18 protein-coding genes and 1 pseudogene are annotated in these 18,700 nt (G+C 67.1%); 14 read left to right on the forward strand and 5 right to left on the reverse strand.

All coding sequences use genetic code 11. From position 1 onward, the window contains the following. Window positions 1-41: 41 nt before the first annotated feature. The 4 genes from motB to flhD all read right to left on the reverse strand — a co-directional run bounded on the left by motB (window position 42) and on the right by flhD (window position 3,117). A complete protein-coding gene (motB, locus tag AB7P10_RS15695) occupies window positions 42-1,079 on the reverse strand; it encodes a flagellar motor protein MotB (protein ID WP_428294784.1) in 1,038 nt (345 codons plus the stop codon). Window positions 1,080-1,191: 112 nt separating this feature from the next. Then, on the reverse strand, window positions 1,192-2,049 hold the full coding sequence (gene motA, locus AB7P10_RS15700) for a flagellar motor stator protein MotA (RefSeq protein WP_428294785.1): 858 nt from the start codon (window positions 2,047-2,049) through the stop codon (window positions 1,192-1,194). A gap of 159 nt (window positions 2,050-2,208) precedes the next feature. Beyond that, entirely contained in the window at window positions 2,209-2,745 is a 537-nt protein-coding gene (gene flhC / locus AB7P10_RS15705; protein WP_428294786.1) for a flagellar transcriptional regulator FlhC, read from the reverse strand. Window positions 2,746-2,775: 30 nt separating this feature from the next. Further along, entirely contained in the window at window positions 2,776-3,117 is a 342-nt protein-coding gene (gene flhD / locus AB7P10_RS15710) for a flagellar transcriptional regulator FlhD (RefSeq protein ID WP_297658098.1), read from the reverse strand. A gap of 465 nt (window positions 3,118-3,582) precedes the next feature. Between flhD and AB7P10_RS15715 the strand changes: the two genes are divergently transcribed. The 6 genes from AB7P10_RS15715 to AB7P10_RS15740 all read left to right on the forward strand — a co-directional run bounded on the left by AB7P10_RS15715 (window position 3,583) and on the right by AB7P10_RS15740 (window position 10,325). Continuing rightward, window positions 3,583-4,797 carry a flagellin gene (locus tag AB7P10_RS15715; protein ID WP_428294787.1) on the forward strand — a complete coding sequence of 405 codons (1,215 nt, stop codon included), beginning with the start codon at window positions 3,583-3,585 and terminating at the stop codon, window positions 4,795-4,797. Window positions 4,798-5,092: 295 nt separating this feature from the next. After that, a complete protein-coding gene (locus AB7P10_RS15720; protein ID WP_428294788.1) occupies window positions 5,093-6,307 on the forward strand; it encodes a flagellin in 1,215 nt (404 codons plus the stop codon). Window positions 6,308-6,607: 300 nt separating this feature from the next. Next, window positions 6,608-7,810, forward strand: a complete 1,203-nt coding sequence (locus AB7P10_RS15725; RefSeq protein ID WP_428294789.1) for a flagellin — start codon at window positions 6,608-6,610, stop codon at window positions 7,808-7,810. A gap of 153 nt (window positions 7,811-7,963) precedes the next feature. Next, on the forward strand, window positions 7,964-9,382 hold the full coding sequence (gene fliD, locus AB7P10_RS15730; RefSeq protein ID WP_428294790.1) for a flagellar filament capping protein FliD: 1,419 nt from the start codon (window positions 7,964-7,966) through the stop codon (window positions 9,380-9,382). Between the two features lie 200 nt (window positions 9,383-9,582). Further along, on the forward strand, window positions 9,583-10,017 hold the full coding sequence (gene fliS, locus AB7P10_RS15735) for a flagellar export chaperone FliS (RefSeq protein WP_428294791.1): 435 nt from the start codon (window positions 9,583-9,585) through the stop codon (window positions 10,015-10,017). Between the two features lie 2 nt (window positions 10,018-10,019). Further along, window positions 10,020-10,325 carry a flagellar protein FliT gene (locus AB7P10_RS15740; protein ID WP_428294792.1) on the forward strand — a complete coding sequence of 102 codons (306 nt, stop codon included), beginning with the start codon at window positions 10,020-10,022 and terminating at the stop codon, window positions 10,323-10,325. Between the two features lie 117 nt (window positions 10,326-10,442). Here the strand turns inward: AB7P10_RS15740 and fliE are convergent, their stop codons facing one another. Further along, the gene (gene fliE / locus AB7P10_RS15745) at window positions 10,443-10,757 is read right to left on the reverse strand and encodes a flagellar hook-basal body complex protein FliE (RefSeq protein WP_428294793.1); all 315 of its coding nucleotides are present in this window, start codon (window positions 10,755-10,757) and stop codon (window positions 10,443-10,445) included. Window positions 10,758-10,941: 184 nt separating this feature from the next. On the opposite strand from fliE, the gene fliF reads away from it, so the two are divergent. From fliF to fliM, 8 genes and pseudogenes are all read left to right on the forward strand, one after another. After that, on the forward strand, window positions 10,942-12,639 hold the full coding sequence (gene fliF / locus AB7P10_RS15750; RefSeq protein ID WP_428294794.1) for a flagellar basal-body MS-ring/collar protein FliF: 1,698 nt from the start codon (window positions 10,942-10,944) through the stop codon (window positions 12,637-12,639). Between the two features lie 21 nt (window positions 12,640-12,660). Beyond that, a complete protein-coding gene (gene fliG / locus AB7P10_RS15755; RefSeq protein WP_428294795.1) occupies window positions 12,661-13,659 on the forward strand; it encodes a flagellar motor switch protein FliG in 999 nt (332 codons plus the stop codon). After that, window positions 13,643-14,350: a FliH/SctL family protein gene (locus tag AB7P10_RS15760; RefSeq protein WP_428294796.1), complete on the forward strand. Its 708-nt coding sequence runs from the start codon at window positions 13,643-13,645 to the stop codon at window positions 14,348-14,350. Before fliG ends, AB7P10_RS15760 begins: the two co-directional genes overlap by 17 nt. Further along, window positions 14,343-15,824 carry a flagellar protein export ATPase FliI gene (fliI, locus tag AB7P10_RS15765; protein ID WP_428294797.1) on the forward strand — a complete coding sequence of 494 codons (1,482 nt, stop codon included), beginning with the start codon at window positions 14,343-14,345 and terminating at the stop codon, window positions 15,822-15,824. The genes AB7P10_RS15760 and fliI overlap by 8 nt, the downstream gene beginning before the upstream one ends. After that, entirely contained in the window at window positions 15,821-16,285 is a 465-nt protein-coding gene (fliJ, locus tag AB7P10_RS15770) for a flagellar export protein FliJ (protein WP_428294798.1), read from the forward strand. The genes fliI and fliJ overlap by 4 nt, the downstream gene beginning before the upstream one ends. A gap of 14 nt (window positions 16,286-16,299) precedes the next feature. Next, the gene (locus tag AB7P10_RS15775) at window positions 16,300-17,601 is read left to right on the forward strand and encodes a flagellar hook-length control protein FliK (RefSeq protein WP_428294799.1); all 1,302 of its coding nucleotides are present in this window, start codon (window positions 16,300-16,302) and stop codon (window positions 17,599-17,601) included. A 241-nt stretch (window positions 17,602-17,842) separates the two neighbouring features. After that, a complete protein-coding gene (locus AB7P10_RS15780) occupies window positions 17,843-18,436 on the forward strand; it encodes a flagellar basal body-associated FliL family protein (RefSeq protein WP_428294800.1) in 594 nt (197 codons plus the stop codon). 13 nt (window positions 18,437-18,449) lie between these two features. Further along, a pseudogene (fliM, locus tag AB7P10_RS15785) lies at window positions 18,450-18,569 on the forward strand (flagellar motor switch protein FliM); the annotation flags it as partial. Window positions 18,570-18,700 lie beyond the last annotated feature (131 nt).

The following is an 18,700-nucleotide window of genomic DNA, read 5'->3' on the forward strand; positions in this document are numbered from 1 at the left end:
CCGTGGGAGGAAAGGATCAAGGGAAAAGAATGGTGGCCGCGTCAGCCACCACTCTGTGAGGGAGATTTCGTCACTTCACCGGAAATCTGAAGCGCGGGTGTGGCCACCGAGGTCGCCACCGGCAGCGCTGGCGTGGCCTGTGGCGGGCTGGACACAGGCAGCGCCGCGGGGGCAGCGGGAACGGGAGACGGCGGCGACACCGCGGGCGCCGGGGGCGCAACCAGGCGCTCCTCGGCCTCCTGCGTCATCACCACGATGCTGATGCGCCGGTTGATCGGGTCCATGGGCTGCTCGGGCCGCAGCAGGCGGCTCGACGCCAGCCCCTCGACCCGGCGCAGCTTGTCGTCGGGCAGGCCTCCGGCCACCAGCTCGCGGCGCGAGGCGTTGGCGCGGTCGGCCGAGAGTTCCCAGTTGCTGTAACCACGTTCGCCGCTGCCATAGGGCGTGGCGTCGGTGTGGCCGGCCAGCGCGATGCGGTTGTCCACATCGCCCAGTGCAGCACCAATCTCGCGCAGGATGTCGCGCATGTAGGGTTTGACCAGCGCGCTGCCGGTGTCGAACATCGGCCGGTTCTGCTGGTCGACGATCTGGATGTGCAGGCCGTCGGTGGTCTTCTCCAGCTGAATCTGCGAGCCGTACTCGGAGAGCTTGGGGTTGCGCTCGATCAGGTTGACGATCTTGCGCTCCAGCGCTTCCATGCGCGCGGCGTCCTTGCGGGCCTGTTCGGCGCGCGCCATCTGGGCACCGATGAGCTTGGCGGCGCGCTCGGCCTCGCCACTGTCCATCTGGCCGAAGGCCTTGCTCAGGTCGCGTCCGCCACCGGGCAGGATGCTGCTGCTGTTGCCGGTGCCTGGCCCGCCCATGAGCGAGACCTTCACGGGCGACTGGAAATAGCTCGCAATGCCCTGCAGCTCGCCCTTGGCGGTCGAACCCAGCAGCCACATCAGCAGGAAGAAGGCCATCATCGCGGTCACGAAGTCGGCGTACGCGATCTTCCAGGCGCCACCGTGGGCGGCATGGCCACCCTTCTTGATGCGCTTGACGATGATCGGCTGCAGCTTTTTGCCATCCCCGGCCATCAGGTTCTCCCCTGCGCCGCTGCGCGGCTTCCCCCAACAAGGGGGACGACATCAGCGGCCTGGCCAGGCCAGTTCCGCGATGCCTCTGGATCGTGTGCGGGCGCTCGCATGTTCATTTCTTCTTGACGTGGCTCTCAAGCTCCGTGAAGCTGGGTCGCACGTCGACGAACAGCACCTTGCGGCCAAACTCGATGGCGGTCAGTGGCGCGTAGCCCTGCATGCTGGAGAGCAGCGTGGTCTTCACGCACAGCAGTTCCTTGCCACTCTCCTCGACCTTCTGGTCCATCAGGCCGCCCAGGGGTTCGAACACACCGTAGGCCAGCAGAATTCCGAGGAAGGTACCCACCAGGGCCGAGCCGATCATGGCGCCCAGCACGGCGGGTGGCTGGCCCACCGAGCCCATGGTGTTCACCACACCGAGCACGGCGGCCACAATGCCGAAGGCCGGCAGGCCGCCGGCCAGCCGGCCGATGGCCGCCACCGGCGCGTGCGCCTCCTGGTGGTGGGTCTCGATCTCGGCATCCATCAGTGACTCGATCTCGTGCGCGTTGAGGTTGCCCGAGACCATCATGCGCAGGTAGTCGGTGATGAACTCGACCACGTGGTGGTCGGACGCGATGGTGGGGTATTTCTTGAACAGCGCGGACTCGTGCGGGTTCTCGACGTCCTGCTCGATCGCCATCAGGCCTTCCTTGCGCGCTTTCTGCAGGATGTCGAACTGCAACGCCAGCAGCTCCATGTAGCGCGCCTTGGTGTAGCGGCTGCCCTTGAAGCAGCCCGCCAGGCCTTTGAACGAGGCCTTGACCACCTTCATCTGGTTGTTGATCAGGAACGCGCCCAGGGCCGCGCCCAGGATGGTCGTCATCTCGAAAGGCAGCGCCTTGAGCACCACGCCGATGTTGCCGCCGTGGAGTATGAAGACCCCGAAGATGCAGAGCATCGAGACGATGAAACCGATGATGACGAACATGTTCTTGTGCCTGAAAGAGGACGCTTCGCTCGCACGCGGGCGTGACTTGGAGGGATGTGTTTTCTATCGACCAACTCTAGAGGCGATTGAGCGGGGCCATAAACGCGAAATGGACCCGCATCGGGGTCCATTTCAGGCTTTGAGAGAAGGATCTGGAGCTCAGTGCAGGCGAAGTCCGCCGCTGGCACTGCCCTTGCCGGCGCGGGCCGGGGGCTGGCACAGGCCGCACACAAAGTGGCGGTTTTCGTAGGGTTCGGTCACGAAGTGGCCGCCGCAGCAGGAGCACTTGGTCAGCGTGAGCATGCCGTTGTCGACGAACTTCACCAGGCGCCAGGCGCGGGTGACGGAGAGCAGCGGCTCGATGGCGCTGGCCTGCATCTGCTCGCTGTAGAGGCGGAACGCCTTGATGACCGTGTCGATCTCTTCGAGCTCGCTGGTCTTGGAGAGGTATTCGTGGATGTTCAGGAACAACGACGCATGGATGTTGGGCTGCCAGGTCAGGAACCAGTCGGTCGAGAAGGGCAACTGGCCCTTGGACGGCGACTTGCCGGCCACTTCCTTGTACAGGCGCAGCAGGCGCTCGTAGGACAGGCTGGTCTCGTACTCCAGCACCTGCAGGCGCGCGCCCAGCTGGATCAGGGCCACCGCGCGTTCGATGTCGCGCGACTCGTTGAGGATGCTCTTGCCTGCGGCCATGGTGGGCTCCTGAAGTGAGAAGAAGGGAGATCAGTGGGCGGTGACGGCCATGGACTCGGCGAACTTGCCGGCCATCAGGATGCTGGCGTGCAGCTGCGTGGTGGTCGCGTTGTCGACCTTCTTCACGTTGTGGCTGGTCAGCAGGTTCCACACCAGGTCGTCGTCGACGCGGAAGCGGCACAGCAGCATGTTGCTGGAGGCGATCTTGAGCAGTTGCGCGGTGGACAGCATGCCCAGCAGGTCGGCGGCTTCCTCGGTCAGGCCCAGGCGGTACAGGGCTTCGGCGCGGTCCTTGCGGATCAGGTTCTGCGCCAGCATGAGGTAGGTCAGGTTGGCTTCGCGGATTTCAGCCAGGAGTTGCTCGTTGTCCATGGTGCGTTCCTTCTCGGTTGGGGCCGCCGTGCTGGCGATGTGCTTACATGTGCTGACCCGATGTGTTGAATTGTGTCGACCGGTAAAAAAACTTGAATCGGTAAATCGCTGTCCGCGCTGTCAGGTGTGCACCACCCCCTTGTCAGGCAAATTCCTACAACCTTTGCACTCATTCCGGTCCTGCCTGTGCAACACCGCAGCGGCGGGAGCGGCCCTCGTGGCGAGGGGCCGTGGCGCACCAGTTCGACAAGGCCACGCTAAAGAATCTCCCCGGGACTCCGAAATGGCTGGCAACGGACTTCCAAAAAGGTTCGTCGTCCGGCAAGTGAAAGCGGCGATCCGGTCAAGGCCCCAGGGCCCACCGGGCAACGCAGCCCAGCACCGGTCATGGCAGCCAGCCTGTGGGCTGGCGTCGGGATGGGCAGCAATGCCGGATTACTTTTCTTTCACCTTTAGGAGTTACTCATGACCACCATCAACACGAACGTGATGTCGATGAACGCCCAGCGCAACCTGATGTCCTCACAGGGCTCGCTGGCCACTTCCATGCAGCGCCTGTCCTCGGGCCTGCGCGTCAACAGCGCCAAGGACGACGCCGCCGGCCTGGCCATCGCCGAGCGCATGAACGCCCAGGTCAAGGGCCTGAACGTGGCCGCGCGCAACGCCAACGACGGCATCTCCCTGGCCCAGACCGCCGAAGGCGCGCTGGGCAAGGTCGGCGACATGCTCCAGCGCATGCGCGAACTGGCCGTGCAGTCGGCCAACGCCACCAACAGCGCCGATGACCGCACCGCCCTGCAGGCCGAAGTCAAGCAGCTCTCCGACGAAATCGACCGCGTCTCGCGCCAGACCTCGTTCAACGGCAAGAAGATCCTGGACGGCTCCTTCACCGCCGCGAGCTTCCAGGTCGGCGCCAACGCCGGCGACAACATCACCATCGGCTCGCTGACCGACACCACCGCCGACAACCTCAGCACCGTGGCCTACGGGGAAAACACCAGGGTCATCAGCGCGGCCAACATCACCGCCATGTCCGACTACGACGTCGCCATCACCGCCGATCTGACCATTGCAGTCGGCGGCGGAACGGCGGTCGATCTGGGCGAGCTCGAAGCCGCCACCTCCGAAACCGCCCGCCTGGGCCAGGTGGTCGAAGCCATCAACCGCAAGACCAGCGAAACCGGCGTTTCCGCCTACCTCGTGGACAACGAAGACGGCACCTTCGACGTGGAACTGCTGTCGTCCAGCCTGGACGCCAACGGCGACCCTGAAGCCGTGGTCTTCGGCGCCGGCTTCACCGCAGCGGGCACGGGCCTGGTCGTGGCGGATGGCGCGGCCATCGCCGCCGCCTCGGCCGCCGACTCCGTCGGCATCTCCAACATCGACATCACGACCGAGAAGGGCGCCTACATCGCGATGAAGAAGATCGACGCGGCGCTGGACGACGTGAACGGCGCGCGCGCCACCCTGGGTGCTGTGCAGAGCCGTTTCGAGAACGCCGTGGCCAACATCCAGATCGGCGTGGAGAACCTCTCCGCCTCGCGTGGCCGCATCATGGACGCGGACTTCGCCAAGGAAACCGCCAACCTCTCGCGCTCGCAGATCCTGCAGCAGGCCGGCACCGCCATGGTGGCCCAGGCCAACCAGGCCTCGCAAGGCGTCCTGTCGCTGCTGCGCTGATCAGCCGACGCACCACGAAGGCCACGCCACACGGCGTGGCCTTTTTTCATGGTGGATACCGTTCTTGCGCGGACAGATTGCATCCAGTGCTCAAGAAGTTCGCGGGCGCACCGAAATTGAATGCAACGGACTTCCCAAAGGGGTTCGTCGTCCGGCCAGCGAAGTGACGATGGGGAAAAGGCCTCGAAGGCCCAACCCCGGCGCACAGCCCGCACCGGTCGTGGCAGCAGCCTTCGGGCCGATGCCGGGATGGGCAGCAATGCCGGATTACTTTTCAACCTTTTAGGAGTTAGTCATGACCACCATCAACACGAACGTGATGTCGATGAACGCCCAGCGCAACCTGATGTCCTCACAGGGTTCGCTGGCCACTTCCATGCAGCGCCTGTCCTCGGGCCTGCGCGTCAACAGCGCCAAGGACGACGCCGCCGGCCTGGCCATCGCCGAGCGCATGAACGCCCAGGTCAAAGGCCTGAACGTGGCCGCGCGCAACGCCAACGACGGCATCTCCCTGGCACAGACCGCCGAAGGCGCGCTGGGCAAGGTCGGTGACATGCTCCAGCGCATGCGCGAACTGTCCGTGCAGTCGGCCAACGCCACCAACAGCGCCGATGACCGCACCGCCCTGCAGGCCGAAGTCAAGCAGCTGTCCGACGAAATCGACCGCGTCTCGCGCCAGACCTCGTTCAACGGCAAGAAGATCCTCGACGGCTCCTTCACCGCCGCGAGCTTCCAGGTCGGCGCCAACGCCGGCGACAACATCACCATCGGCTCGCTCACCGACACCACCGCCGACAACCTCAGCACCGTGATCTACGGCGAAGCCACCGCCACCGTGACGGCCGCCGGCATCACGGGCTACGACACCGAGATCGCCACCGGCACCCTGACCATCACGGTGAACGGCGGTACGGCGGTGGATCTGGGCGTGATCGAAGCTGCCACGTCCGAAACCGCGCGCCTGGGCCAGGTGGTGGAAGCCATCAACCGCAAGACCAGCGAAACCGGCGTGTCCGCCTACCTCGTGGACAACGAAGACGGCACCTTCGACGTGGAACTGCTGTCCTCCCAGCTCAACGCGGCGGGCACGGCGCCCGCCACGGTCGAGTTTTCCGCTGGCTTTACCGCCACCGCCACCGGCCTGCTCGAAGCCACCGGCGACGCCGCCGACACCGCCGCCTCGGCAGCCGACTCCACCGGCATCTCCAACATCGACATCACCACCGAGAAGGGTGCCTACATCGCGATGAAGAAGATCGACGCGGCGCTGGACGACGTGAACGGCGCGCGCGCCACCCTGGGTGCCGTGCAGAGCCGCTTCGAGAACGCCGTGGCCAACATCCAGATCGGCGTGGAGAACCTCTCCGCCTCGCGCGGCCGCATCATGGACGCGGACTTCGCCAAGGAAACCGCCAACCTCTCGCGCTCGCAGATCCTGCAGCAGGCCGGCACCGCCATGGTGGCCCAGGCCAACCAGGCCTCGCAAGGCGTCCTGTCGCTGCTGCGCTGATCGGCAAAGCACTGGCAAACACCACGCCTGCCGGCGTGGCAGCCCCGGGCGGCGGTGGCGGTGAACAACCGCCCCGCCGCCCTTTTTCGTGGGTTCAATCCCCGGAACAAGGCCCGGTACAGGGTCTTTATTCGGGCGATGGCCCTTCACCAAACCTCAAGAATACGTCAGGGCTACCGAAATCAAACCCAATGGATGTCTGGAACGGATCCTCCTCCGGCGGGTGAAAGCGGCGACACGGTCAAAGCCCCAGGGCGCAACGGTGCCGGATTGCCTTTCATTCATCCATAGGAGTTAGTCATGACCACCATCAACACGAACGTGATGTCGATGAACGCCCAGCGCAACCTGCTGTCCTCACAGGGTTCGCTGGCCACTTCCATGCAGCGCCTGTCCTCGGGTCTGCGCGTCAACAGCGCCAAGGACGACGCCGCCGGCCTGGCCATCGCCGAGCGCATGAACGCCCAGGTCAAGGGCCTGAGCGTTGCCGCGCGCAACGCCAACGACGGCATCTCCCTGGCACAGACCGCCGAAGGCGCACTGGGCAAGGTCGGCGACATGCTCCAGCGCATGCGCGAGCTGGCCGTGCAGGCGGCCAACGCCACCAACAGCGACGACGACCGCAATGCCCTGCAGGCCGAAGTCAAGCAACTCACCGACGAAGTCGATCGCGTCTCGCGCCAGACCTCGTTCAACGGCAAGAAGATCCTGGACGGCTCCTTCACCGCCGCCACCTTCCAGGTCGGCGCCAACGCCGGCGACAACATCACCATCGGTTCGCTGGCCGACACCACCGCCGCGAACCTGAGCACCGTGGCCTACGGTGAAGTGACCGTGGCCTCCATCGACCCCGAGGACGCGGCGTTCACCGGCTTTGGCACCGCCATCGCCGACGGCACGCTTGACATCACGGTCGACGGCACCACCGTGGAGCTGGGCGCGATTCCGGCGGCCAACTCGGGCACCGAGCGCGTCGGCCAGGTGGTCGAGGCCATCAACCGCAAGTCCAGCGAGACCGGCGTCTCGGCCTACCTGGTGGTCAACGACGATGGCACCTTCGACCTCGAAATCCTGTCTTCGCGGCTGGACGACACCGGCGCGGTGCTGATCCCCACGTTCTCGGCCGGCTTCACCGCCGCGGCCACCGGCTTTGCCGCGCCCACGGTGGTGGCGGCCGCCACCGACCTGACCGGCATCGACTCCATCGACGTGACGACCGAGAAGGGCGCCTACATCGCGATGAAGAAGATCGACGACGCACTCGACCAGGTCAACGGCGCGCGCGCCACCCTGGGTGCCGTGCAGAGCCGCTTTGAAAACGCCGTGGCCAACATCCAGATCGGCGTGGAAAACCTCTCCGCCTCGCGCGCGCGCATCATGGACGCGGACTTCGCCAAGGAAACCGCCAACCTCTCGCGCTCGCAGATCCTGCAGCAGGCCGGCACCGCCATGGTGGCGCAGGCCAACCAGATTCCCCAGGGGGTGCTGTCCCTGCTGCGCTGATCGAAGCGCAACACCCGCAACCACCGCGCCCCCGGGCACGGTGACCCGGGGCGGCGGCGGCGGTGAACAACCGCCCCGCCGCTTCGGGCCTTGCGGGATCAACACAGGGCATGCCCCGAGCGTGCCCTGTGTTCATCCCGGAAAGGATTTCACATGGCCATCTCATCGCCCGGTCTTGCCAGCGGCGTCCCGGTTCAGGAAATCGTCGCCAAGCTGGTGGCGCTCGAGCGCGCGCCGCTGGCGCCGCTGCAAAAACAGGCCGCCTCTTTCCAGAGCAAGCTCTCCATCTACGGCACCATCAAGTCGATGGTGGCGGGCCTGGGCGACGCGGCCGCCAAGCTGGCCAACCCCACAACCTGGACCGCGGTGAAGGCCAGTTCCTCGGCACCCGACTCCGTGGGCGTGAGCGCATCTGCCGGCGCACCACAGACGTCGCTGGCCATCGAGGTGCAACAGTTGGCGAAGTCGCAGTCCAACGCCTCGGTCGCGGTGGCCAATGGCGCTTCCATGGGCAGCGGCAGCCTGCGCGTCGAGCTGGGCAGCTGGGCGACCGGCAGCTTTGTGTCCGGCGGCGCGGCCGCGGTGGACGTGGCCATCGGCGCGGGGGACTCGCTGAGCCAGATCGCCAGCAAGATCAACGCCGCCGACGCTGGCGTGAGCGCCACCGTGTTGCGCGATGCGTCGGGCGAACGGCTGCTGGTGCGCTCCAACGACACCGGCGAGGACATGGGATTCCGCATCCAGGCCACCGACGACGACGGCGTGAACGACGACGCCAACGGTCTTTCGCGCCTGGCCTACGACAACAACGGCAGCTTTTTTGGCATGGCGCTGAGCCAGGCCGGCGCGAACGCCATGGCCACGGTGAACAACGTGGCGATCACCTCGGCCAGCAACACCGTGGCAGACGCGCTGCCCGGCATCACCCTCACCCTGAGCCGGGTGACCACGGAGCCGGTGGAGATCGCGGTCAGCGCCGACAAGGAAGCGATGCGAAAGAACATCCAGTCCATGGTGGATGCCTACAACGCGATCAACAACATGCTGGCCACCGCCACCAAGTACGACCCCGACACCAAGGTCGCCGGTTCGCTGCAGGGCGACAGCACGGCCGTCGGCCTGCAGAACGCGTTGCGCGGCATGATGCGGTCGGCCTCCACCACCAGCCCGTTCTCGCGCCTGGGTGACATCGGCCTGTCGCTCAAGACCGACGGCACCATGACCATCGACAACACCAAGCTCGACGCCGCGATGGCCAACCCGAGCGACCTCCAGACGCTGTTCACCGCCGACAGCAGCGTGGCCACCGGCAAGGGTTTCGGCAAGAAGATCGACGCCTTCGCCGACGGCCTGCTCGCCACCGGCGGCCTGGTGACCACCCGGACCGAGTCGCTGCGCGGCGCCATCACGCGCAACACCAAGGAGCAGGACAAGGTCAACGACCGCGCCGCGCGCGCCGAGGTGCGCCTGCTCGCGCAGTACAACGCCATGGACGCGGCCGTGGGCCAGCTCAACGGCCTCAACGCCTTCATCACCCAGCAGATCACGCTCTGGAACAAGAACACCGGCTGAGGCCCGCTTCAGCGCCTGTTCACACCGGCCCGACCCCGTGCAACGCCGCAGGGTCGGGCCTTTCAGTTTTTGGCCTGGTGCAGCCGCCGCCCTAAAGGGTTTCAAGCATGAACTTTTCGCCTCAAATCCCGCCGCCCATGACTACAGTCCCACCGTCTGGTGCCGATACAGAAAGGCATCAGCCACAAGGAACCGATGCCATGTTCACCTCCGTCAACACCCGCGCCGCATCTGCCTACAAACGGGTCGCCGCCGAGACCGGCGTGCAGGGCGCCGATCCGCACCAGCTGGTCGGCATGCTGTACGACGCACTGCTGCAGGCGATGAACCAGGCGCGCGGCGCCATTGAACGTGGTGAAGTGCAGGCCAAGGGCGCCGCGCTGGGCAAGGCCGTGCGCATCCTGGAAGAAGGCCTGAAAGCGGGCCTGAACCTGCGCGAAGGCGGGGAACTGGCCAGCAACCTCAAAGGTCTGTACGAATTCAGCGTGAAGCGCCTGACCCATGCCAACCTGCGCAACGACGGCGCGGCCGTGGCCGAGGTGGTGGAGCTGATCGAACCCCTGGCCCAATCGTGGCAACAAATCCGTGGCGCTGTGACCGCCATGCCCTCCCCCGCCGCGGGCCAAGGAGCCTGATCATGGAACAGCACGGCTTGCTCGACTACTACAAGGCGATCGAGAACACCAGCCGCCGCATGCTGGAAGCAGCGCAAGGCGAGGACTGGGACCAGGTGGTGCGCCTCGAAGGCGCCTGCGCGGTGCTGATCGCGCAGCTGCGCTACAAGTCCAGGACCGACGAGCTTGGCCCGGAAGAGCGCAAGGAAAAGACAAAGATCATGCAGCGCATCCTGCGCACCGACGCCGAGATCCGTTGCCTGGCCGAACCCTGGTTGAACGACCTGGCGCAGCTGTTCGACAAGAGCAGCCCCGCGCCAATGCACTGACCGCCAGGACGTGGCCGGAGAAAGGGAATTCGGTCCAGGATGCCGTGGGACTGGCTTTGCCAGACCACAGGCATCGCCCCGCGGGGGATGACGGCCGCGGGCTGGCACGGGGGGAGCTTAAACGCTCATGTTCATGATGTCGCTGTAGGCCTGGACCATGCGGTTGCGCACATGCAGCGTGGCCTGAAAACCGACCTGGGCCTTCTGCATCGCGAGCATGGTTTCCTCCAGGCTCACCTTGGGGTTGCCCAATTGCACCTGGGTCTGCAGCTTCGAAGCGGCTTCCTGCGAAGCGCTCACTTCCTTCAGGGCGTTCTTGAAGTTGGCGCCAAAGCCGGATTCGACGCCGCCGGCGGCACCGGGTCGCTTGAGCGCGCTCTGGCCAATGCCGGTGAGGGCCTGGCTGGTGAGGGGGGAAATGCGCATGTCCATGGCGGAATCCTTCGACAAGAGTTGACGCCCTGATGCTAGGCGGCACGGGCGTGGTGCGGGGCGGGAATAAGGGCACAAAGCCGGGCCTTTTCACGGCTATGGCGGTGGCAGCGGGACCGAATAATCGACTGCAACAGGGTGTATCTCCCCCTGAAATCGACCGACCACCCGACGCCCGAACCCCATGAGCACCACCGCCGTTGCAGAACTGGATGTCCAGCCCGCGAACCCCACGCGCAGCGCACTGGGCGACGGCTTCGCCCGCATGGACCAGGCGCAGAAGATCAAGCTCGGCCTGGGCGCCCTGGCGTTGCTGGCGCTGGCCCTGGCCTTCTTCTTCATGGGCCGCCAGGCCGAATGGCGCGTGCTCTACGCCAACCTGGGCGACAAGGACGGCGGCGCCATCGTCGCGCAGCTCTCGCAGATGAACGTGCCCTACAAGCACGCCGAGGGGGGTCAGGCCATCATGGTGCCGGCCGACAAGGTGCACGACACCCGGCTGCGCCTGGCTTCGCAGGGCCTGCCCAAGGGCTCGGTCACCGGCTTCGAGCTGATGGAAGCCAACCGCTTCGGCATGACCCAGTTCCAGGAACGCCTGACCTTCCAGCGCGGCCTCGAGGGCGAGCTGACCCGTTCCATCCAGTCGCTGTCCTCGGTGCAGAGCGCGCGCGTGCACCTGGCGCTGCCGAACCAGAACGGCTTCTTCCGCGAACAGCAAAAACCCAGCGCCTCGGTGCTGCTCACGCTGCACCCCGGTCGCACGCTCGACCGCGCGCAGGTGGCGGGCATCGTGCACCTGGTCGCCTCCAGCGTGCCCGAGATGAACCCCAAGGCCGTGAGCATCGTCGACGACGCGGGCACCCTGCTCTCGAACTCCCCCGAGGGCCAGGCCCAGGGCGCCGACACCCAGAAGCTGCAGTACGTGCAGCAGCTCGAACAGATCTACACGCGCCGCATCATGGACATGCTCGAGCCGCTGGTGGGGCGCAACAACGTCAAGGCCCAGGTCAGCGCCGAGGTGGACTTCTCGCAGGTCGAGTCGACCAGCGAGCAGCACCGCCCCAACCAGGGTGCCGACGCCGTGGCCACGGTGCGCAGCCAGCAGACGGTGGAAGACGGCACGGCAGGCGCCGCCCAGCCTTCGGGCGTGCCCGGTGCGGTGAGCAACCAGCCCCCCGCCACCGGCACCGCGCCCATCAACGGCCCGGCCGCGCCCGTGGGCGTGGCCACCGGCCAGGGCACCGACAAACCGGGCAACCTGCGCCGCGAGTCGGTGGTGAACTACGAAGTCGACAAGACCGTGAAGGTGGTGCGCGAGTCCAGCGGCCAGATCCGGCGCCTGAGCGCGGCGGTGGTCATCAACCACCGCACCACGGTGGACAAGAACGGCAAGGAAACCACCACACCCATCCCGCCCCAGCAGCTCGAACAGATGACCGCGCTGGTGCGCGAGACCATCGGCTTCAACCGCGACCGCGGCGATTCGGTCAACCTCGTCAACGCCGCCTTCAACGTCGAGAAGACCAGCGAAGTGGCCGACGCCGCCCCATGGTGGCAACAGTCCGAAAACCAGGACCTGATGCGCAGCCTGGCCTGGCCGCTGGGCATGGTTGGCCTGGGCCTGCTGGTGCTCATGGGCATGGTGCGCCCGGGCTTGAAGCTGCTCAAGACGCCCGCGCCACGCCGCCTGGAGACCACGCCGGTGCAGCCGCTCAATGCCGTGCTCAACGAGTCGCCGGAACGCCCCGGCCTGCCCATGCCCAGCAACGAACCCACTCCCGAGAGCCTGCGCATCGCCGACGCCAAGCGCCTGGCGCTGGAGAACCCGATGGCGGTGGCCAACATCGTCAAGGGTTGGGTCAACGGCGAATCGCCGGCCTGACAACGCAGCAGGAACACGAACATGGAAGACCAGGGAATCCAGGACGCCGCCATCTTTCTCATGTCATTGGGCGAGGAGGAAGCGGCCGAGGTGTTCAAGCACCTCAGTCCGAAGGAAGTGCAGAAGCTGGGCGAAACCATCGCCAAGACGCGAGCTGTCTCACACGAGCGCGTGGACCAGGTGATGGTGAAGTTCACCAGCGCGGCCTCGTCGCAGAGCCTGCTGGTGTCCGACACCGACAACTACGTGCGCGCGGTGCTCAAGCGCGCGCTGGGCGACGACAAGGCCGCGCTGCTGATCGACCGGATCCTGCAGGGCGGCGACGTTTCGGGCATCGAGAGCCTGAAGTGGATGGACCCGGCCTCCATCGCCGAACTGCTGCGCAACGAACACCCGCAGATCGTCGCCGCCATCCTGGTGCACCTCGAGTCGGACCAGACCGCCGGCGTGCTCAAGAACTTCACCGAGCGCACGCGCAACGAGGTGATGCTGCGCATCGCCACGCTCGAAGGCATCCAGCCGACCGCGCTGAAGGACCTCAACGAGGTGCTGTTCAAGGTGCTGGCCGGTGGCGACAAGATCCGCAAGACCTCCATGGGCGGTGTGAAGACCGCCGCCGAGATCATCAACATGATGGGCACGCAGATCGAGACCTCGGTGATCGAGTCGATCCGCGAGTTCGACGCCGAGCTGGCGCAGAAGATCATGGACAAGATGTTCACCTTCGAGGACCTGCTCAAGCTCGATGGCAAGTCGATCCAGATGGTGCTCAAGGAAGTGGCGACCGATTCGCTGATCATCGCGCTCAAGGGCGCCACCAACGAACTGCGCGAACTGGTGCTGGCCAACATGTCCACCCGCGCCGCCGAGGCGCTGCGCGAAGACCTCGAAGCGCGCGGTCCGATCCGCCTGTCCGAAGTGGAAGCGCAGCAGAAGGAAATCCTCAAGATCGTGCGGCGCCTGTCGGACGAGGGCCAGATCGTGATCATGGGCGGAGGCGAAGATGAAGCCTTCGTCTAAGCCGAATCCGCACTCGCGCTTCATCCCGCGCGAGGAGATCGACGGTGTGGCCGCGTGGCACTTCTCCGCCATGGACGGCAGCGACGACACGCCCAACGCGGCCATGGAAGACGGCAGCACCGGCGAGGGCGTGACCTCGGAAGTGCTGCAGGAAGCTCGCCAGCAGGCGTACGCCGACGGCTTTGCCCGGGGCCATGACGCGGGCGGCCAGGAGGTGCGCGACGCGCTGGAGGCCACGGTGCGCAAGACCGCCGAGGAAACCGCCGTGCGCATGGCCCAGTTGCTGCACAACACGCGCGACCACCTCAAGAAGAGCGAGGAGAAGATCTCGCGCCACATTCTTGAACTGGCCTGTGACCTGGCGCGCCAGGTGGTGCGCCAGGAACTGCGCGGCGACCCCGAACACCTCAAGCCCGTGATCGCGGAGGCGCTGACGCAACTGGCCGACGACGGCCTGCCCGCCACGGTGCGCATGAACCCGGGCGACCTCGCGATGATGCAGGGCGTGCTGCGCGAGAACCTGGGCAACCACGCCCCCGAGTTCGTCGCCGACCCGGCCATCAGCCCCGGTGGCTGCCTGATCGAATCGGCCACCACCGCGGTGGACGCCACCATTGAAAAGCGCTGGGCGCGCGCCGTGGGCAACCTCGGCCTGGACGCGGCCTGGAACCCGAAGGACATGGATGTCTGACAGCACCTTTGGCAGCGAGAGCCGCTGGGGCCACTTCATGGAAGATGTGCGCGCCAACGCGGTGGTGAAGACCCCGCTGGAGGTGCGTGGCACGCTCACCCGCCTGGCCGGCCTGGTGCTGGAGGCCGTGGGCCTGAAGGTGCCGGTGGGTTCGCAGTGCCTGATCGAGAACGGCCACAAGGACCCGGTGCTGGCCGAGGTGGTGGGCTTCTCCAACGACCGCGCCTACCTCATGCCGGCGGGCGACACGCACGGCCTGGCCAGTGGTGCCAGCGTCACGCCGCTGGCACCGTACCGCACCGTGCCGCGCGTGGGCCAGGCGAACAAGCCGCCCTCGCCCGACGACCGCGGCACGCTGCGACTGCCGCTGGGCCGCGGCCTGCTCGGCCGCGTGGTCGATTCGCACGGCAATCCGCTGGACCACCAGGGCCCGATCCAGAACGTGGACATCGAGCCCCTGGACCGCGCGCCGCTCAACGCCATGGACCGCGACCCGGTGCGCACGCCGCTGGACACTGGCGTGCGCGCGATCAACGCCCTGCTCACCGTCGGCCGCGGCCAGCGCATCGGGCTGTTCGCCGGCTCGGGCGTGGGCAAGAGCGTGCTGCTGGGCATGATGGCGCGCTACACCAAGGCCGACGTGATCGTGGTCGGCCTGATCGGCGAGCGCGGTCGCGAAGTCAAGGAATTCATCGAGGACATCCTCGGCGCCGAAGGGCGCCAGCGTTCGGTGGTCGTGGCCGCGCCGGCCGACGCGCCGCCGCTGGTGCGCATGCAGGGCGCCGCCTACGCCACGGCCATCGCCGAGCGTTTCCGCGACGACGGCCTGGACGTGCTGCTGCTGATGGATTCGCTCACCCGCTACGCCATGGCGCAGCGCGAGATCGCGCTGGCCATCGGCGAACCCCCCGCCACCAAGGGCTACCCGCCCTCGTGCTTCGCCAAGCTGCCGCAGCTGGTGGAGCGCAGCGGCAACGGCCTCAAGGGCGTGGGATCGATCACCGCCTTCTACACCGTGCTCTCCGAGGGCGACGACCAGCAGGACCCGATTGCCGACGCGGCGCGCGCCATCCTGGACGGCCACATCGTGCTCTCGCGCGCGCTGGCCGAGTCGGGCCACTTCCCGGCCATCGACGTCGAGGCCTCGGCCTCGCGCGTGATGCACAACGTCGCCGGCGCGGTGCACCTGGAGCTCGCGCGCAAGTTCCGTGGCCTGTACTCGCGCTACCAGAAGAGCCGCGACCTGATCCAGCTCGGCGCCTACGTGGCCGGCAGCGACCCCGAGACCGACCGCGCCATCGTGCTCTACCCGGCGCTGCAGCGCTTCCTGATGCAGGACATGCACGAAGCCGCCTCCCTGCCCGAGAGCCTGCGCCAGATGCAGGCCGCGCTGCAGGAGGAGAAGGACAAGCCCGGCACCGCACAGCGCACGACCCGCCCCCACCACAACCCCTATGAAGGAAACGCCGGATGACCGCGATGCAGACCCTGCACAAGGTGGTTGAGCTTGCCGAGAAGCGCCGCGATGAGGCGCTGGGCGTGGTGGCGCAGATGCAGCGCGAGCTGCAGGTCGCTCAGGACCAGATGGACCAGCTGCAGTCGTACGCGCAGGAAGCCGAGTCGCGCTGGACCGAGCGCAGCCGGGTGGGCGTGGACACCGCGCTGCTCATGCACCACCGCGAGTTCATGCACAAGATCCACCACGCGCTGGAGTTCCAGCGCAGCGTGCTCAGCGACCGCAACAGCCTGATCGAGCGCGCGCAGGAGCAGGTGCACGCGGCCGAACGCGACCTCGCCGGCCTGCGCAAGTTCGCCGACCGCAAGCAACAGGCCATCGTGCACAAGGCGCAGCGCCAGGACCAGAAGAACACCGACGAGATGGCCCTGTCCATCCACCTGCGCCAGAGCCTGGCCCAGGCCCAGGCCCGCACCTGAAGACCGACCCCATCATGACCACCACCCACGCCAGCAGCCCCGCCGCACCCAAACCCGTCGAGAGCGGGCACAAGCCGAACCAGAACAAGGCGCGCGCTGACGCCGACAAGCCGGCCGCCACCGACCTGTTCGCCACCTTGCTGGGCCTGGTGAGCGACACCCACACGCCACCCGCCGCCGAGGCGACCGACGCGCAGCCCTTCGCCCAGGACAGCGGGACCGAGACCGACGCCGACGACACCGCCCAGAACCCGCTGACCGCCCTGCTCGCCTGGATCACACCCACACCTGGTGCCACACCAGCCGCCACGCCGGGCGCAGACGCCGGCAAGTCGGCCCCTGCCACCGATGCCACCGCCCGGGTCCCCGAAGACAAGACCACAACCGTGCGCGACGGTGTGGACATCGAGGGCATGACCCGGGTCGACGAAGCCGCGCCGGCCCTGCCGAATGCGGCGGCACAGGCGCGCGCCGCCGCCGCTTCACGGCCGGCCTTCAGCCCGCTCAACCCCCACGCGCCCGCGGCGCCCACCGGCATCGCGCGCACCGCGGACGGCCCGTTGCCGCAGGGCAGCGCAACGGCCATCGTGTGGCAGCGCGGCGCCGTCTCCAGCACCGAAGCCCTGCAACAACAGCACGCCACGCAGCACGCGCTCGCGCGCAGCACCGTGGCCCTGAACGAGCGCTTCGGCTTCTCGGGCGCGGCCGAGATCGGTGCGCCCGCCCTGCGCGAGATGGCCGGCCCCGGCGGCAGTGCCCTAGCGCAGGCCCCGGCCGCCACGTCGAACGCGGGCCAGCCCGTGACCGGCGCCACGGCCGCCGACGCTTCGGGAGGCGACCACGCAGCCGACACCCGGGGCGACGCTGGCACCAGCGACGGCCAGACCCAGGCCGAAGCCGGCCAGGAAGCCGAGGGGCCGACGGTGAGCCACTGGGGCACCCAGCACCTGCGCCATGCCAGCCTGCGGGTGGGAGGCGAAGGCGCCGCGGACGCCATCGACATCCAGCTCCAGCTCAAGGGCCAGGAAGTGGATGTGGCCTTCCAGACCGACAACGCCGACGCCCGCGCCAGCCTGCGCGAGAGCGCGGGCGAATCGCTGGCCGACCTGATGCAGCGCAGCGGCATTCAGCTCGGCGGCGTGTCGGTGGGCGGCCAGGGTGCGTCCCACAGCGGCGATGCCCGGGCCCGGGCGCCCGCCACCGGTGCATCGCGCACCGAGTCCGCAAGCCGTGCCAGCGGCAGCGCCGACCCGGGCGCGCGGCCGCTGCCCCAGCCCCGCGCCGACGGCAGCCGCCCGCTGGACGTGTTCGCCTGATATTCGACCCACCCCCGCGCCGCCGGTGGCGTCACCCCCTCAAGGGGGCGCAACCTGCAGCCCGGCAAAGCCGGTTCTGCGGTAGCCCTGGACATACGTTGACCCGCATCGCTTCCATGCTTCGCTGGGGACCGGAATAGCGGCCTTTTCGGGTGCTTATCTGATGAACGGCACCCGGGGGGGCGGCCAATAATTCTTTCAACCCCACACGTTTCCCCGTGTGTCTTGTTGAAGGAACCCCATGTCTGCCGCTGCCGCCACCGCCCCTGCTGCCGCCCCCGAAGCCCCCAAGAAGAAGAGCAAGAAGCTGCTGTTCATCCTGATCGGGGTGGTGCTGCTCGCGGTGCTGGGCGCCGCGGCCGCGCTGTTCATCCTCAAGAGCAACACCGCCGGGCACGACGACGAATACGAGGACGAGGAACCCGCGGCCAGCCACAGCAGCGCGCCCAAGACGCCGCCGGTGTTCCTGCCGCTGGAGAACATGGTCATCAACCTGGCCGACCCGGGGGGCAACCGCTTCATCCAGCTCGGCCTGACGCTGCAGCTGCAGGACACCGCCACCGAAACCGCGGTCAAGGCCTACCTGCCCAGCATCCGCAGCAACATCCTGGTGCTGATCTCGCAGCGCACCGCCGAAGAAATGCTGCAGCTCGCCGGCAAGGAAAAGCTCGCCCGCGACATCATTGCCACGATCTCGAAGGAGATGGGCTATGAAATGCCCGCGCACGACGAGGTCGAGGACGAGCCCGCCGAAGGCAAGAAGAAAAAGAAGAAGTCCAAAGCCGCGCCCAACCCGGTGCAGGCCGTGCTGTTCTCCAGCCTGATCGTCCAGTAAGCGGACCGCGACCATGGCCGAATCGTTTCTGTCCCAGGAAGAGATTGACGCCCTGCTGGAGGGCGTCACGGGCGAGAGCCAGAAACTGGCGAAGGAAGAAGCCCCCACCGGCGCGGTGCGGGACTACAACCTCCAGAGGGCGTTGTCACGTTGGCGGAAATAGCGTGCAAAGTCGGTAGAGGTATCGGTGTTCAGAATCCTAAGGACGGACTTTGGGTGTTGCCGGTGAAGGCGCGCCACGATTCGAAGCGCGCGGCCAGCTGC

This window comes from Hydrogenophaga sp. (assembly GCF_050182545.1).
In the GTDB taxonomy this organism is placed as follows: domain Bacteria; phylum Pseudomonadota; class Gammaproteobacteria; order Burkholderiales; family Burkholderiaceae_C; genus Hydrogenophaga.

Bases quoted from the DNA above. Each gene is read 5' to 3' on its own strand.
- motB (WP_428294784.1), bottom strand. From the start codon at position 1,079: ATGGCCGGGGATGGCAAAAAGCTGCAGCCGATCATCGTCAAGCGCATC.
- motA (WP_428294785.1), bottom strand. From the start codon at position 2,049: ATGTTCGTCATCATCGGTTTCATCGTCTCGATGCTCTGCATCTTCGGG.
- flhC (WP_428294786.1), bottom strand. From the start codon at position 2,745: ATGGCCGCAGGCAAGAGCATCCTCAACGAGTCGCGCGACATCGAACGC.
- flhD (WP_297658098.1), bottom strand. From the start codon at position 3,117: ATGGACAACGAGCAACTCCTGGCTGAAATCCGCGAAGCCAACCTGACC.
- AB7P10_RS15715 (WP_428294787.1), top strand. From the start codon at position 3,583: ATGACCACCATCAACACGAACGTGATGTCGATGAACGCCCAGCGCAAC.
- AB7P10_RS15720 (WP_428294788.1), top strand. From the start codon at position 5,093: ATGACCACCATCAACACGAACGTGATGTCGATGAACGCCCAGCGCAAC.
- AB7P10_RS15725 (WP_428294789.1), top strand. From the start codon at position 6,608: ATGACCACCATCAACACGAACGTGATGTCGATGAACGCCCAGCGCAAC.
- fliD (WP_428294790.1), top strand. From the start codon at position 7,964: ATGGCCATCTCATCGCCCGGTCTTGCCAGCGGCGTCCCGGTTCAGGAA.
- fliS (WP_428294791.1), top strand. From the start codon at position 9,583: ATGTTCACCTCCGTCAACACCCGCGCCGCATCTGCCTACAAACGGGTC.
- AB7P10_RS15740 (WP_428294792.1), top strand. From the start codon at position 10,020: ATGGAACAGCACGGCTTGCTCGACTACTACAAGGCGATCGAGAACACC.
- fliE (WP_428294793.1), bottom strand. From the start codon at position 10,757: ATGGACATGCGCATTTCCCCCCTCACCAGCCAGGCCCTCACCGGCATT.
- fliF (WP_428294794.1), top strand. From the start codon at position 10,942: ATGAGCACCACCGCCGTTGCAGAACTGGATGTCCAGCCCGCGAACCCC.
- fliG (WP_428294795.1), top strand. From the start codon at position 12,661: ATGGAAGACCAGGGAATCCAGGACGCCGCCATCTTTCTCATGTCATTG.
- AB7P10_RS15760 (WP_428294796.1), top strand. From the start codon at position 13,643: ATGAAGCCTTCGTCTAAGCCGAATCCGCACTCGCGCTTCATCCCGCGC.
- fliI (WP_428294797.1), top strand. From the start codon at position 14,343: ATGTCTGACAGCACCTTTGGCAGCGAGAGCCGCTGGGGCCACTTCATG.
- fliJ (WP_428294798.1), top strand. From the start codon at position 15,821: ATGACCGCGATGCAGACCCTGCACAAGGTGGTTGAGCTTGCCGAGAAG.
- AB7P10_RS15775 (WP_428294799.1), top strand. From the start codon at position 16,300: ATGACCACCACCCACGCCAGCAGCCCCGCCGCACCCAAACCCGTCGAG.
- AB7P10_RS15780 (WP_428294800.1), top strand. From the start codon at position 17,843: ATGTCTGCCGCTGCCGCCACCGCCCCTGCTGCCGCCCCCGAAGCCCCC.